We start from the raw sequence: 13,889 nt of genomic DNA, 5'->3' as shown, positions 1-13,889 counted from the left end.
GAGGTGGCCCGATGAGCGCCGTCCTGTCCGTGAGCGGTCTCTCGGTCACCTTCGACACCAGCCAGGGTCCGGTACAGGCGCTGCACGAGGTCTCGCTCGACCTCGCCGCCGGTGAGACCGTCGCTGTCGTGGGTGAGTCCGGCTCGGGCAAGTCCACGCTCGCGTCCTGCGTCAACCGGCTGCTCGCCGACAACGGCCGCATCACTGCCGGGACGATCCGGCTCGGCGACCACGACATCACGACGGCGCCGGAGACGGCTATGACCGCGATCCGGGGCCGGCGCATCGGCCTGGTGCCGCAGGACCCGATGACCAACCTCAACCCGGTGATGACGGTCGGTGCCCAGATCGCCGAGGCGCTCGAGGTGCACGGGCTCGCCTCTGGCCGCACCGCCCGCGAGCGGGCCACCGACCTGCTCGGCCAGGCCGGCATCGACCGGCCCGCGGCTCGCTACCCCCAGTATCCCCACGAGTTCTCCGGCGGGATGCGACAGCGCGTGCTCATCGCGATGGCGCTCGCCTGCCGCCCCGAGGTGCTCCTCGCCGACGAGCCCACCTCCGCGCTCGACGTCACCGTGCAGCGGCTCGTGCTCGACCAGATGACCGAGCTCACCACCGAGCTCGGCACCGGCGTGCTCCTCATCACCCACGACCTGGCCCTCGCCGCCGAGCGCGCCGACCGGGTCGTCGTGATGCATCGCGGCCGGGTGGTCGAGAGCGGCACGGCGGCCACGCTCATCGCCGACCCGCGCCACGACTACACCCAGCGGCTGCTCGCCGCCGCACCGGCGATGTCGGAGACCAAGGTCGCCCCGCCCGCCTCCGACGAGACACCCGAGACCCTGCTGGAGGTCACCGGGGCCGTACGCCGCTACCGGCTCCGCGGCCAGCGCGAGCAGCTCCGTGCGGTCGACGGGGTCGACCTGCGCATCCCGAAGGGGCGTACGGTCGCGATCGTCGGCGAGTCCGGGTCCGGCAAGTCCACCGCCGCTCGGCTCGCGCTCCGGCTCGAGCGGGCCGACGGCGGCACGATCCGCTACCGCGGCACCGACGTGTCCGGCCTGCGTGGCAAGGACCTCCTCGGCTACCGGCGCGCGGTGCAGCCCGTCTTCCAGAACCCCTACGCCTCCCTCGACCCGCGCTACACGATCGCCCAGGTCATCGCGGAGCCGCTCCGGGTGCACCGGATCGGCGACGCGGCCAGCCGCCGCAGCGCCGTGACCGAGCTGCTCGACCGGGTGGCCCTGCCCGCGGCGTACGCGACCCGGCGACCGCACGAGCTCTCCGGTGGCCAACGGCAACGGGTCGCCATCGCCCGTGCGCTGGCGCTCGACCCCGAGCTCGTGGTCATGGACGAGGCGGTCAGCGCCCTCGACGTGCTGGTGCAGGAGCAGATCCTCGACCTGATGGTCTCCCTCCAGCGCGACCAGGGCCTGTCCTACCTCTTCATCAGCCACGACCTCGCCGTCGTGCAGCTGGTCGCCCACCACGTCTACGTCATGCAGGCCGGCAAGATCGTCGAGGACGGCGACCCCACCACCGTCTTCCGCTCCGCGCAGCACCCCTACACCCAGCAGCTGGTCGCCGCCGTGCCGCAGCCCCGGCAGACGTCGTAGCCGATCCGGTGCGAGACGACGGCGCCACGACGCCTGGGCGGGGACGCCGCGCGACTCCCGTGACTTCAACCGGCTCGGGCTCGACCACGAGACCCTGCAGGTCGCCTCGCAGACGATCGCGCAACGGCCACCTCAGCCTCGCTAGCTCGCCTCGGAGACCTGACGCAGCGTCGCGACGACCTTGCACCCGGGCCAGTAGGTCGCATGCAGCTGGGCCATCTCCTGCTGCGCGGCGATCGCCTCCTGCTGGCTGTCGTAACGCAGGAGCGCCCAGCCGCCGACGACCTCCTTCGCCTCGGCGTAGGGCCCGTCGACCCGCGTGACCTCTCCGTCCGCGACCACGAAGTTGACCGCGTCCTCGGTGCCGTAGAGACCGCCGCCATCGAGGAAGTGACCCGCTGCTGCCAGCTTGCCGACGTAGTCGTCCATCGCCGTGAACAGCGCCTCCGGCGCCGGGGCGATTCCCTCTTCCATCCTCACAAGACCCATGAAACGGGGCATGGTGTGCTCCTCACATCGGGGCCACCGCTCGTCGGCGGCCGACACAGGTGCGTCGATCCGCATCCTGCCCCTTCGACACAGCCACCGGAAGAAATTCTCAGCGGTTCGGGTCAGAGGTTCGCGGGCTCGGTCTCCGGCTCAGAGGCAGCGGCATCCTTGCTCCGGACATTGCGCACCGCGACGACCACGACGACGGCAGCGATGGCGAAGAGAACGCCGTAAGCGGGCACGGACTCCGCGTCGAAGCTCTGCAGCAGCGTACGTCCGTTGGTGATCAAGATGATGCTGCCGACCAGGCCGCCGAGGAGGGGCAGCGAGAGGTGCTTGACCAGGTAGGCGGCGAGCGGCGCCGCGATCACCCCACCGGCGAGGAGGCCCGCGATCACTCGCCAGTCGAGCGCCTCACCGCCGAGGCCGAGGAGGAACCCGACGCTCGCCGCGACGGTCGTGACGAACTCGGCGGTGGAGACCGATCCGATCACCTTGCGCGGGTGCAGCGTGCCACTCGAGATCAGGGTGGGCGTGGTCACCGGACCCCAGCCCCCGCCGCCGGTGGCGTCGATGAAACCACCGAAGAGACCCAGCGGTGCCAGCAGCCCGAGCCCCGGCCGGCGGCCGGGGATGAAGACCGGCGGCTTACCGAAGACGAAGCGGGCGATGATGTAGAGACCCAGCAGGAGCAGGAGGCCCGCCACCCAGGGTGTGGCGCTCTCGGTGGAGAGCCCGGAAAGCACCGTCGCGCCGGCGAACGCGCCGATGCCGCCCGGGATCGCGATCTTGGCCACGACCTTCCAGTCGACGTTGCCGAGCTTCCAGTGCGAGAAACCCGAGGCGAGCGTGGTGCCGACCTCGGCGAGGTGCACCGACGCCGACGCGACGGCAGGCGCCACCCCGGTCGCCACGAGCAGAGTGCTCGAAGTGACCCCGTAGGCCATGCCGAGCGAGCCGTCGACCGCCTGCGCCGCGAGGCCGACGAGGGCGAAGATGAGGAGCCGCTCCATGCGTACCTCCTACGAATCGGGTATCAACACAGATTAGTTACTTAATTCAGTAGACTATATGTCGCTGCTGCCCGACAAATCTGCGACGGCCGCCCTCCGGACACGACCGGCGATCAGTCGAGCATCTCCCGCGGCAGGCAGACGTCACGGCCGTCACGGAGGGCCACGTCGCCCCGGGGTCGAGGCATGCCCTCGACCTCACCGCGTCGCGGGAACGAGAACCAGGCCCCGACCGCGCCGAGCGCGAGGAGGAAGAGGCAGACCACGGTGAAGGCCACGTTGACGACTCCGACGCCGTCGGCCGGCACGCTCGCGGCGAGCACCGCCTCACCGAGCCCTGACGGCACCAGCGCGGTCAGCAGCGTCAGGGCGATCGCCAGGCTGAGCACGTTGCCGGTGTTCTGCAGCATGAGGCGCGTGGCGTTGACGACACCGAGCGCCCCGTCGGGAGCCCGCTCGAGCAGCACGGTCGCGTTGGTCCCGATGAACAGCCCGGTCGCCAGCCCGACGATCGCGAGCGTCGCCATCACCAGCCAGGGCAGCTCGAGATGGATCGCGAGCACGACCAGGGCGACGCCGCAGGTGCCCACGATCGATCCACCGGACATGATCTGGTGGGGCGACCACCGGCTCGTGAGCCTGCCGAGGGTCAGCGAAGCCGTGATCATCCCGATCGGCATCGGCAGCAGCATCATTCCCGCGGTGCCGGGCGCGACGCCCACGACACCCTGGAAGTAGAGGCTGGCGAGCACGATCAGCGGGAACCTTCCGGCACCCGTGAAGAAGCCGGCGAGAAAGAGCCTGCCCACTCGACGCAGGACCTCCACATCGAGCACCGGAGCCGTTGCGCGCCGCTCGACGAGCAGCAGCAGCGGCACCAGCACCAGCGAACCCAGGATGCAGCCGACCACGAGCGGATGGAGCCAGCCCAGATCCGTCAGCGAGGTGATCCCGAGAGTCAGCAGCACCACCGCTGCCATGATCAGCAGGTTGCCGGGAAGGTCGAGGCCACCGGCACTCCCCTGGGCGCTGGGGCGCGGCAGCAGCAGATGCCCGGCCGCGAGCGCGAGCAGACAGATCGGCACGTTGAACCAGAACACCCACTGCCAGCCGACGTGGTCGACGATCAGGCCGCCGAGCGTCGGCCCGATCAGGTTCGCGGTGGGGAACGACGCGGCGTACAGGCCCATCGCACCGCCCAGCTCCGCGCGCGGGAACGCCTGGTGGATGAGGGTGGCGCCGTTGCCGATGAGCACGGCGCCACCGATCGCGGAGACCACGCGAAGCCCGATCAGCACCTCGACGTTCGGAGCGAAGCCGGCCAGCAGGCTCGCCATCGTGAAGACGACCAGCCCGCCCAGGTAGAGGCTCCGCTGCCCCCACACGTCGCTGAGCCGGCCAAAGAGGAGCAGGCAGGCGGTGTTGGCGACCATGTAGGAGAGCAGCAGCCAGCTCCCCTGTGCCGAGCTCGCGTCGAACTCCCGGGTCAGGGTCGGCAGTGCCACGTTGAGCGAGCTCATGTTGAGCGCCATCACCGCACTGACGAGACAGACCACGACGAGGGTGGAACGCGCCGCGGCGCCCACCTCGGTCGGCTCGACTGACCCGGACTTCCTCATGGCACCTCCCGCGCCGAGCGACCCGGCGCCACCTGGGCCGTGCGCACGGCACGACCTCAACCGAACGGGCGTCCGGGCAAGAAAGATCCGATATGCGGATTGTGACCCTTGACACACCAGTTCGGCGACCCAATGATGAATCTCATCCTAGAGCGTGATTCTAGATTGAGCCACCAACATCTGCGGCCGGCACGGGTCGCGAGGGACGAAACGGGAGGGTCCGACATGAGAGCACCAACCGGGTCCGCGGAGCCGCTGCTGCGCGTCGAGGACCTCCACGTGGAGTTTCGCACCGGCGACGGCACGGTCGAGGCGCTCAACGCCGTCGACCTGTGGATCGATGCGGGCGAGACCGTCGCCGTCGTCGGCGAGTCCGGCTCGGGCAAGAGTGTCACGGCGCTCGCCGTGCTGGGGCTGCTCGGCAACGGCCGGATCAGCGGCGGCACGATCACCTGGGACGGCACGGACATCACCGGCGCCAGCAACCGCGACATGCGCACCGTACGCGGCAACGACATCTCGGCGATCTTCCAGGACCCGATGACCTCTCTCGACCCGCTCTTCACGATCGGGCACCAGCTCGTCGAGGCCTACCGGATCCACCACGACGTCACCAAGCGGGAGGCCCGCGAGCGCGCTGTGGAGCTGCTCGACCTGGTCGGCATCCCCGAGCCCGAGGCGAAGGTCAAGGCCTACCCGCACCAGCTCTCGGGCGGTCAGCGGCAGCGCGTCATGATCGCCAGCGCGCTGGCGTGCGACCCTCGCCTGCTGATCGCCGACGAGCCGACCACGGCCCTCGACGTCACCGTCGAGGCCCAGGTGCTCTCCCTGATCCACGATCTCCAGGAGCGCACCGGTGTCGGGCTGATGCTGATCACCCACGACATGGGCGTGGTCGCCGAGATGGCCGACCGGGTGGTCGTCTTCTACGCGGGTCAGGTCGTCGAGACCGGCACCGCCGACGAGATCCTCGACGACCCGCAGCACCCCTACACCGAGGCGCTGCTCGACGCGATCCCTCGCCGTGACACCCCGCGGGACCGGCCGATGCCGGCCATCCCGGGCGCCGTACCGCCCCTCGACGAGATGCCGAGCGGCTGCCGGTTCTCCACCCGATGCTCGGTGGCCGGGCCCGAGTGCGAGTCACCCCAACCGCTCCGCGAGATCGCCGGGCGCCAGGTGCGCTGCTGGCGGCCCGACGAGGCGCACGGGTCCGACATGGCGATGGCGGAGGTGGCCCGATGATCGTCCCCGACGCAGCACCCCTCGTCGAGGCACGCGACCTCGTCAAGCACTTCGGCGGCGGCAAGGGCCTCTTCACCCCCAACAGCCCGCCCGTACGCGCCGTCGACGGTGTCTCCCTGACCATCAGGCGTGGTGAGACCCTCGGCCTGGTCGGCGAGTCCGGATCGGGAAAGTCGACGCTCGGGCGTCTGATCCTGCGCCTGATCGAGCCGACCAGCGGCTCGGTCACCTTCGACGGAGAAGACATCGCCCAGCTCTCGAAGAGCAGGCTGACCCAGCTCCGCAAGCGGATGCAGCTCGTCTTCCAGGATCCGGTGAGCTCGTTCAACCCCCGGATGACGATCGAGCAGATCCTGACCGAGCCCATGGTGGTGCACGGCATCGGTGAGCGGGAGAGCCGCACGAAGCGCGCCAAGGAGCTGCTCGACCTGGTCGGCCTGCCCTCCTACGCCCTGGAGCGCTACCCGCACCAGTTCTCGGGCGGCCAGGCGCAGCGGATCGGGATCGCGCGATCGCTCGCCACCGACCCCGACCTCATCGTCTGCGACGAGGCGGTCAGCGCCCTCGACGTCTCCGTGCAGGCACAGGTGCTCAACCTGCTCAAGGAGGTCCAGCGCGAGCTCGGGCTCTCCTACCTCTTCATCGCCCACGACCTCAACGTGGTGCGCTACATCTCCGACCGCGTCTGCGTGATGTACCTCGGCAAGCTCGCGGAGGTCGCCCACGCCGACGACATCAGCGAACGGCCGAAGCACCCCTACTCACAGGCGCTGATGGAGTCGATCCCCTCCCCCGACGCCCACCACCAGCTGCGTACGCCGCTGGCCGGTGAGATCCCCAGCCCGCGCCGGCCACCGTCGGGCTGCCGGTTCCACCCACGCTGCGGCCAGAGCATCGACGGCTGCGACCGCGACGAGCCGCAGCTGCTGTCCATCGGCAGCGCGGCGGACGCGCACAGCGTCGCCTGCCACCTCTTCGACCCCACTCCCGCGAGGTGATCGCATGCTTCTCTACGCAGGACGACGCCTGACCTACGGCCTCCTCGTGCTGGCACTCGTCGCGGTCCTGGTCTTCCTCATCGTCCGTCTGATCCCCGGCGACGCGGTGCGGCTCCAGCTGGCCGACGCTCCAGGTGTCACCCAGGCGCAGATCGACCAGCGCACCGCCGAGCTCGGCCTCGACAAACCGATCCTGACCCAGTTCGGCCACTTCGTGGGCGGGCTGGTCCAGGGCGACCTGGGCACCTCCTTCGACGACGAGCGCCCGGTCACCACGAAGATCCTCGAACGGCTGCCGGCCACCCTCGAGCTCGGGCTGCTGGCCATCCTCTTCGGGGCCCTGCTGGGTGTGCCGTTCGGGATGCTCTCGGCGATCCGTCACCACAGCGTCGTCGACAACGTGATGCGCTTCCTCGCGGTGATCGGGATGTCGCTGCCCAACTTCTTCCTGGCGCTGCTCCTGATCACCTTCCTGGCGATCTGGCTGGGCTGGTCGCCACCGCTGGTCTACCAGAGCCCCACCGAGAACCTCGGGCAGAACCTCGTCCACATGATGCTCCCGGCGATCGCCCTGGGCGCCGCGACGATGGCGAGCATCGCCCGGATGCTGCGCTCCTCGCTGCTGGAGGTGCTCGGCTCCAACTTCATCCGCACCATCCGTTCCCGTGGGGCCTCCGAAGGGGTGGTCGTGCTCAAGCACGCCGGCCGCAACTCGCTGATCCCGGTCTTCACCGTGCTCGGCCTGCAGGTCGGCCACATCCTCGGCGGCACCGTGATCCTCGAGCGGATCTTCGCCATCCCGGGGATGGGCTCCCTCATCTTCGAGGCCGTCGGGCAACGCGACTATCCCGTCATCCTCGGCTGCGTCATCTTCTACGGCGCCATCGTCATCCTCGTCAACGTCGCGGTCGACCTGCTCTACGCGGTCATCGACCCGCGGATCCGCTACGAAGGAGCCTCCGCATGAGCATCGCGATCCCCGGGGCGGCAGGGGCCGCCCGTCGCCCCACGACCCGCACCGGCCTGCGCCGCTTCGCCAAGGAGCAACCGCTCGGAGCGATCGCCCTCTTCCTGATCACGCTCTTCGTCGCGGTGGCGGCGCTGGCACCCTGGATCGCCCCCTACGACCCGCTCGCGCAGGACCGCGTCAACTTCCTGACCGCACCGGGGGTCGGCGGCCACATCGCCGGCACCGACGAGCTCGGCCGAGACGTGCTGAGCCGCTCGCTCTACGGTGCCCGCACCTCGCTGCTGATCGCGGTGGCCACGCTGGCTCTCGGCGGGGCGATCGGGCTCGTCATCGGCGTCGTCTCGGGCTATTTCGGCGGCACCTGGGTCGACTCCATCCTGCAGCGCGTCATGGACGCGCTGATGGCGGTGCCCTCGATCGTGCTGCTGCTGTTCGTCGCCGCCCTGCTCGGTCCGAGCGTACGCAACACCGTGATCGCCCTGAGCCTGCTGGTGATCCCGTCGATCAACCGCGTGGCACGCGGCGAGATGCTCCGCATCCGCGAGGAGCCGTACGTCGAGGCCGCCCGCTCCGTCGGGTGCAGCACCCCGCGGATCCTGATCCGCTACGGGCTGCCCAACCTGATGGCACCGCTGTTCGTGATGGGCTCGCTGCTCTTCGCGGTCATCCTGATCGCCGAGTCCGCCCTCAGCTTCCTGGGCATCGGCACCCCGCCGCCCACACCCTCGTGGGGCCGGATGCTGAGCGAGGGCCGCAGCCAGCTCGAGATCGCCCCGTGGATGACCGTCATCCCGGGTCTGATCCTCTCCATGTCCGTCCTGGCGTTCAACCTGCTCGGTGACGCCATGCGTGACTTCCTCGATCCCAAGCAACGTCGCTAGGTCAACTCAATCAAGGAGTCCGTGATGTCACATCCCAACCGTCGCCTCAGACGACCCCGGACACGCGCCGCCGGCGCAGCCGTCGCCGCCGCCTGCCTCGCCCTGACCGCAGCCTGCTCCAGCGCGGGTGAGGCAAGCTCCGAGAAAGGCAAGATCATCGAAGATGCCGGCCCACCTCAGGACGGCGGCATCCTGCACACGGCGGCCACCGCCGACGCTCCTTCGCTGGACATCCAGAAGGAGGCGTCCTACATGACCCACGTCGCGGTCGGAACCGTCTACAGCCGCCTGGTCGCCCCCAAGACCGGGAAGGACATCGCCTACGGTTCGAGCGAGCTCGAGGGCGACCTGGCCGAGAAGTGGTCGAAGTCGGAGGATCTGAAGACCTGGACCTTCAACCTCCGCAAGGGCGTGAAGTTCCACAACAAGCCGCCGGTCAACGGCCGCGAGCTCACCTCGGCCGACGTCAAGTGCACCGTCGACCGGATCAAGACCCTCCCCGGGCACCAGCTCGGCCTGGTCTCCGGCGTGACCAAGCTGGAGACGCCCGACCCCTACACCGTGGTCTTCACGCTCAGGTCGGCGAACACGGCCTTCGACCAGACGATGGCCAACCCGTTCATGGCGATCCTGCCCTGCGAGGGCACCAAGGGCGAGTTCAACCTGGCCGAGGACGCGATCGGCACCGGTCCGTTCATGCTGAAGAGCTGGAAGCGCGACCAGGAGCGCGTGATGGAGAAGAACCCCGACTACTTCGTCGAGGGGCTCCCCCACCTCGACGGCATCCAGACCACCGTGCTCCCCGACGCGCAGGCACAGATCGCCGCCCTGCGCAGCGGCAAGCTCGACATGATCTCCTCGCTCTCCACCGAGAAGCGCCAGGTCGATCAGCTCCTCAGCCAGATCAAGGGCCTCCAGCTGCGTACGGAGAAGGGCATCACCCAGACCCGTGTCTTCATGAACGCCCAGAAGGGCCCGTTCAGCAAGCTGGAGGTGCGCCGCGCGGTCGCGCACGCGATCGACAAGGAGGGGATGATCAAGGCGCTCCGCTCGGGCGGGTCTCTCACCGGCCCGATCAGCCCGACCCTGTTCGGCGCGCTGCCCGAGGACGAGGTCGACGAGCTGCTGGCCTACGACCCGGAGAAGGCCAAGAAGCTCCTGGCCGAGGCCGGCTATCCGAACGGCTTCTCGGCCGAGCTGGTCGCGACCGACGGCTATGGCGAGACCATCCTGCGCGAGGCCCAGTGGGTCCAGGAGGACCTCGCCAAGATCGGCATCAAGCTGACCATCGACCAGCAGGACTACGCGACCTACGTCAGCTCGACCTGGCCGGAGACCAACTACGACATCATGTACGGCCTGCAGACCCCGATGCTGACCGCCGACGAGTATCTGACCTCGGAGTACACCAGCACCGGCACCCGCAACTGGTCGCTGGTCGACGACCCCGAGCTCGACAAGATGGTCGCCGCCCAGCGCGTCATCACCGACGAGGCGGAGCGCGAGAAGGCGCTGCAGGACATCGAGCGCTACGTCATGGAGAAGGTCTCGACACCGCTGCCTCTCTACGCCTACGACACCCAGACGCTCTACTCCGGCACCGTGCACGACTACTACCCGCACCCGGACTACTCCTCGCGCGAGCTCCAGGACGTCTGGATGGAGCAGGAGTGAGCGGCCGCCCTCCCGTCCACAACGAGTACCGCCAGGAGGACTCGTGCCGGATCGACGCGATGTGGGACGTCGGCGAGGCCCCGCCACGCCCGGAAGAGCCGGTGGAGGTCACCGGCGGCGTCCACCTCCTGCTCGCGCCGAACGCCAACCACTGGACGTACGAGGGCACCAACACCTGGATCGTCGTCGCGGACGGTCGGGCCGTGGTCATCGACCCCGGCCCGGCCGACCCCGGCCACCTGGACCGCATCGACGAGGTGGTGCGCGGAGCCGGCGCCCGCCTCGAGACGGTCCTGCTCACCCACCACCACGGCGACCACTCACAGGCCGCCCATGCGGTCGCCGAACGCTGGCAGGCCACCATCAGGCCACGGGTGCAGCAGGGGAAGATCCCGGACGGGACCCGCTTCGACCTCGGCCGCCGCATGCAGATCCGCGCCGTCACCACACCCGGGCACACCTCCGACGGGGTCAGCTTCACCCTCGACGAGCGTCGGGTGATGCTCACCGGCGACACCGTGCTGGCCCGCTTCAACCCCTACATCTCGCACCCCGACGGCACCATCGCCGACATGCTCGGATCGATGAGCCGGATCGCCGACATGGTCGACGACGACTGGGCCCTCCTCCCGGGGCACGGGCCGACGGTGCGCGAGCCCACCACCTACCTGAAGGCACGGGTGGCTGACCGGCAACGCCGGATCGACCAGGTCGAGAGGCTGCTCTCCGACGGTGTGGCTCGCGAGCAGGTGACCGACCACGTCTACGCCAAGGTCGGCGACGAACGTCGTCCGGCCGCTCGGGCCTCGGTCGAGGCCATCCTCCATTACCTCGACACTCGTGCCCTCCGGGCGCGGGAGAAAGGCAGCACCGGATGACGACGACACCTGAGGTGTCCCCCGAGGCGCGGTTCGCGCCACGGGCGACCCCGGAGACCCAGCCGTACTGGGACGCCACCGCCGCCGGCAGGCTCGACCTGCCGAGGTGCAGACCCTGCGACCAGGTCTTCTTCTATCCACGCTCCTCCTGCCCCCGGTGCGGCTCGACCGACCTCGAGTGGGTGACCTGCTCGGGCCGCGGTCTGCTGCACACCTACGTCGTCTCCCACCGACCGGCACCGGGCTTCCCCGTGCCCACCGTGATCGCCGTCGTCGAGCTCGAGGAGGGCCCGCGGATGATGACCAACCTGGTCGATGTCGAGCCCGAAGCGCTCGAGCTCGACATGCCGGTGGAGGTGCGTTTCGAGCAGCGTACGGGCGTCGCCGTGCCTGTCTTCACTCCTACGAAGGCGGATTCATGAGCCGCGACGTCGTCATCATGGGCGCCGCCGAGACCGACATCGGCAAGCTGCCCACCACCTCGACGCTCGAGCTGCATGTGGAGGGAGCCCGGCGCGCGCTCGCCGACGCGAACCTGACCAAGGACCAGGTCGACGGCATCGCCTCGGTCTCGATCCCCGGGCCGATCCAGGTCTCGCACGCCCTCGGGATCACCCCGACCTACGTCGACGGCACCGGTGTCGGCGGTGCCTCCTTCCTCTTCCACGTACGCCACGCGACAGCCGCGATCAAGGCGGGCTACGCCGACGTCGTGCTGGTGACCCACGGTGAGTCAGGTCGGTCCCGGGTGGGCGCGTCGACGCACCCACGCGGCAACGACTCGGTCCTGGCGCAGTTCGAGCTGCCGTACGGCGTCGTCGGACCGCCGACGAGCTTCACCGTGCCGGCCCGCCGGTTCCTCCACGAGACCGACAACACCCTCGAGCAGCTCGCCGAGGTCGCCGTGGCTCAGCGTCGCTGGTCCTCCCGCAACCCCCGGGCGATGTTCCGCGATGAGATCAGCGTCGAGGAGGTGCTCGGCGCCAAGATGATCGCCGACCCGTTCACCCTGCTGATGTGCTGCCTGGTCACCGACGGCGGCGGCGCGCTGGTCATCGCCTCCCGCGAGTTCGCCGAGGCGCACGGCAGCGACAAGCCCCTGGTCCACGTGCTCGGCACGGGCGAGGCGGCCACCTCGCCGCTGATCTCGCAGATGGAGGACATGACCCGTTGCCGGCAGTTCACCCTCTCGAGCCAGGCGGCGTTCAAGGAGTCGGGCACCTCCCATGCCGACATCGACCACCTGATGATCTACGACGCCTTCGCCCACGTGCCTCTCTACGGGCTCGAGGACATGGGCTTCGTCGGGCGCGGCGAGTCCGGCGCGTTCGTCGCGGACGGCCACACCTCCCCCGGTGGCCGTCTGCCGATGAACACCAACGGCGGCGGCATGTCCTACACGCACACCGGCATGTACGGGATGTTCGCGATCCAGGAGTCCGTACGCCAGCTGCGCGGCGAGGCCGCGGCCCAGGTCGACGGCGTCGAGACGAGCCTGGTGCTCGGCAACGGCGGCATGTTCATGAGCGCGGCGACCCTGATCCTCACCAACCAGCGCTGACCCACCACCCGAAGGAGCAGAATCATGGCAATCACCGACCGGCAGGTCGTCATCATCACCGGCGCCGGCCGAGGACTCGGCCGGGCCCACGCCCTCGAGTTCGCCCGCCGCGGCGCGGCGGTCGTGGTCAACGACCTCGGCGCCGGCCTCGACGGCACCGGCAAGGCCGACGACCCCGCCCAGCAGGTCGTCGAGGAGGTGCGCGCGCTGGGCGGCGAGGCGATCGCCAACGGCAGCGACATCAGCGACCCCGAGGGTGCGCAGAAGCTGTTCCAGGACGCGCTCAACGAGTGGGGCAAGGTCGACGTGCTGGTCAACAACGCCGGCATCCTGCGCGACCGGATGCTGGTCAACATGTCGATCGACGAGTGGGACGCCGTGATCAAGGTGCACCTGCGGGGCACGTTCGCCCCGATGAGCGTGGCCGCCCAGCACTGGCGTGAGCTCTCCAAGAAGGGCGAGGACGTCGACGCCCGGATCATCAACACCACCTCCTCCTCGGGCATCTACGGCAACCCGGGCCAGATCAACTATGGCGCCGCCAAGGCCGGCATCGCCTCGATGACCGTCATCGCCGCCCGCGAGCTGCGCCGCTACGGCATCACCGTCAACGCGATCGCCCCCGCCGCGCTGACCCGGATGACCGAGAATCTCAACCCCGACCGTCCCGAGGTGGCCGAGGGCGAGTGGAACCCCGGCGCCCCGGAGAACGTCTCCCCGGTGGTGGTCTGGCTGGCCGGCGCGTCCGCGCGCGAGGTGACCGGCCGCGTCTTCAACGTACGCGGTGGGCACGTGAGCGTGGCCGAGGGCTGGGTCGCCGGCCCGACGGAGGAGAAGGACGGTCCGTGGACCGTCGACGAGCTCGACGTGGTGCTCCCGAGCATGATCGCCGAGGCCCGGGCGAACTCGCTCACCAGCGGAAGGACGCCGGAAGCATGAGCGAGC

At 69.6% G+C, this 13,889-nt stretch carries 13 protein-coding genes; 10 read left to right on the top strand and 3 right to left on the bottom strand.

The features are described 5' to 3' along the window. Window positions 1–11: 11 nt before the first annotated feature. Window positions 12–1,616, top strand: coding sequence for a dipeptide ABC transporter ATP-binding protein (locus FB381_RS09350; protein WP_141780035.1), 1,605 nt, complete (start codon window positions 12–14; stop codon window positions 1,614–1,616). A 141-nt stretch (window positions 1,617–1,757) separates the two neighbouring features. On the opposite strand, the gene FB381_RS09345 is transcribed toward FB381_RS09350, so the two are convergent. The 3 genes from FB381_RS09345 to FB381_RS09335 all read right to left on the bottom strand — a co-directional run bounded on the left by FB381_RS09345 (window position 1,758) and on the right by FB381_RS09335 (window position 4,737). Next, window positions 1,758–2,117 carry a YciI family protein gene (locus FB381_RS09345; protein ID WP_141780034.1) on the bottom strand — a complete coding sequence of 120 codons (360 nt, stop codon included), beginning with the start codon at window positions 2,115–2,117 and terminating at the stop codon, window positions 1,758–1,760. 110 nt (window positions 2,118–2,227) lie between these two features. Further along, window positions 2,228–3,118 carry a sulfite exporter TauE/SafE family protein gene (locus tag FB381_RS09340; protein ID WP_141780033.1) on the bottom strand — a complete coding sequence of 297 codons (891 nt, stop codon included), beginning with the start codon at window positions 3,116–3,118 and terminating at the stop codon, window positions 2,228–2,230. Between the two features lie 113 nt (window positions 3,119–3,231). Next, window positions 3,232–4,737 (bottom strand): MFS transporter, encoded by a 1,506-nt coding sequence (locus tag FB381_RS09335; RefSeq protein ID WP_141780032.1) that lies wholly within the window; start codon window positions 4,735–4,737, stop codon window positions 3,232–3,234. A gap of 225 nt (window positions 4,738–4,962) precedes the next feature. Between FB381_RS09335 and FB381_RS09330 the strand changes: the two genes are divergently transcribed. The 9 genes from FB381_RS09330 to FB381_RS09290 are packed head-to-tail and all read left to right on the top strand — an operon-like array spanning window position 4,963 to window position 13,883. Next, on the top strand, window positions 4,963–5,982 hold the full coding sequence (locus FB381_RS09330; RefSeq protein WP_141780031.1) for an ABC transporter ATP-binding protein: 1,020 nt from the start codon (window positions 4,963–4,965) through the stop codon (window positions 5,980–5,982). Further along, window positions 5,979–6,980: an ABC transporter ATP-binding protein gene (locus tag FB381_RS09325; RefSeq protein ID WP_141780030.1), complete on the top strand. Its 1,002-nt coding sequence runs from the start codon at window positions 5,979–5,981 to the stop codon at window positions 6,978–6,980. The genes FB381_RS09330 and FB381_RS09325 overlap by 4 nt, the downstream gene beginning before the upstream one ends. A 4-nt stretch (window positions 6,981–6,984) precedes the next feature. Then, a complete protein-coding gene (locus tag FB381_RS09320; RefSeq protein WP_141780029.1) occupies window positions 6,985–7,947 on the top strand; it encodes an ABC transporter permease in 963 nt (320 codons plus the stop codon). Continuing rightward, window positions 7,944–8,831, top strand: a complete 888-nt coding sequence (locus FB381_RS09315) for an ABC transporter permease (protein WP_141780028.1) — start codon at window positions 7,944–7,946, stop codon at window positions 8,829–8,831. The genes FB381_RS09320 and FB381_RS09315 overlap by 4 nt, the downstream gene beginning before the upstream one ends. Window positions 8,832–8,855: 24 nt before the next feature. Then, a complete protein-coding gene (locus tag FB381_RS09310; protein WP_141780027.1) occupies window positions 8,856–10,505 on the top strand; it encodes an ABC transporter substrate-binding protein in 1,650 nt (549 codons plus the stop codon). Next, entirely contained in the window at window positions 10,502–11,383 is an 882-nt protein-coding gene (locus tag FB381_RS09305) for an MBL fold metallo-hydrolase (protein ID WP_141780026.1), read from the top strand. The genes FB381_RS09310 and FB381_RS09305 overlap by 4 nt, the downstream gene beginning before the upstream one ends. Beyond that, entirely contained in the window at window positions 11,380–11,805 is a 426-nt protein-coding gene (locus FB381_RS09300; protein ID WP_141780025.1) for a Zn-ribbon domain-containing OB-fold protein, read from the top strand. Before FB381_RS09305 ends, FB381_RS09300 begins: the two co-directional genes overlap by 4 nt. Next, entirely contained in the window at window positions 11,802–12,944 is a 1,143-nt protein-coding gene (locus FB381_RS09295) for a thiolase C-terminal domain-containing protein (protein WP_141780024.1), read from the top strand. The genes FB381_RS09300 and FB381_RS09295 overlap by 4 nt, the downstream gene beginning before the upstream one ends. 24 nt (window positions 12,945–12,968) lie before the next feature. Further along, window positions 12,969–13,883, top strand: a complete 915-nt coding sequence (locus FB381_RS09290) for an SDR family oxidoreductase (RefSeq protein WP_246088033.1) — start codon at window positions 12,969–12,971, stop codon at window positions 13,881–13,883. Window positions 13,884–13,889 lie beyond the last annotated feature (6 nt).

The sequence above is a fragment of the Nocardioides albertanoniae genome (genome assembly GCF_006716315.1).
Lineage (GTDB): Bacteria > Actinomycetota > Actinomycetes > Propionibacteriales > Nocardioidaceae > Nocardioides > Nocardioides albertanoniae.
This window is presented reverse-complemented; position numbering and strand designations above follow the sequence as displayed.

Coding starts and splice junctions, on each gene's coding strand:
- FB381_RS09310 (WP_141780027.1), top strand. CDS start 8,856: ATGTCACATCCCAACCGTCGCCTCAGACGACCCCGGACACGCGCCGCC.
- FB381_RS09345 (WP_141780034.1), bottom strand. CDS start 2,117: ATGCCCCGTTTCATGGGTCTTGTGAGGATGGAAGAGGGAATCGCCCCG.
- FB381_RS09350 (WP_141780035.1), top strand. CDS start 12: ATGAGCGCCGTCCTGTCCGTGAGCGGTCTCTCGGTCACCTTCGACACC.
- FB381_RS09295 (WP_141780024.1), top strand. CDS start 11,802: ATGAGCCGCGACGTCGTCATCATGGGCGCCGCCGAGACCGACATCGGC.
- FB381_RS09325 (WP_141780030.1), top strand. CDS start 5,979: ATGATCGTCCCCGACGCAGCACCCCTCGTCGAGGCACGCGACCTCGTC.
- FB381_RS09340 (WP_141780033.1), bottom strand. CDS start 3,118: ATGGAGCGGCTCCTCATCTTCGCCCTCGTCGGCCTCGCGGCGCAGGCG.
- FB381_RS09290 (WP_246088033.1), top strand. CDS start 12,969: ATGGCAATCACCGACCGGCAGGTCGTCATCATCACCGGCGCCGGCCGA.
- FB381_RS09315 (WP_141780028.1), top strand. CDS start 7,944: ATGAGCATCGCGATCCCCGGGGCGGCAGGGGCCGCCCGTCGCCCCACG.
- FB381_RS09300 (WP_141780025.1), top strand. CDS start 11,380: ATGACGACGACACCTGAGGTGTCCCCCGAGGCGCGGTTCGCGCCACGG.
- FB381_RS09330 (WP_141780031.1), top strand. CDS start 4,963: ATGAGAGCACCAACCGGGTCCGCGGAGCCGCTGCTGCGCGTCGAGGAC.
- FB381_RS09320 (WP_141780029.1), top strand. CDS start 6,985: ATGCTTCTCTACGCAGGACGACGCCTGACCTACGGCCTCCTCGTGCTG.
- FB381_RS09335 (WP_141780032.1), bottom strand. CDS start 4,737: ATGAGGAAGTCCGGGTCAGTCGAGCCGACCGAGGTGGGCGCCGCGGCG.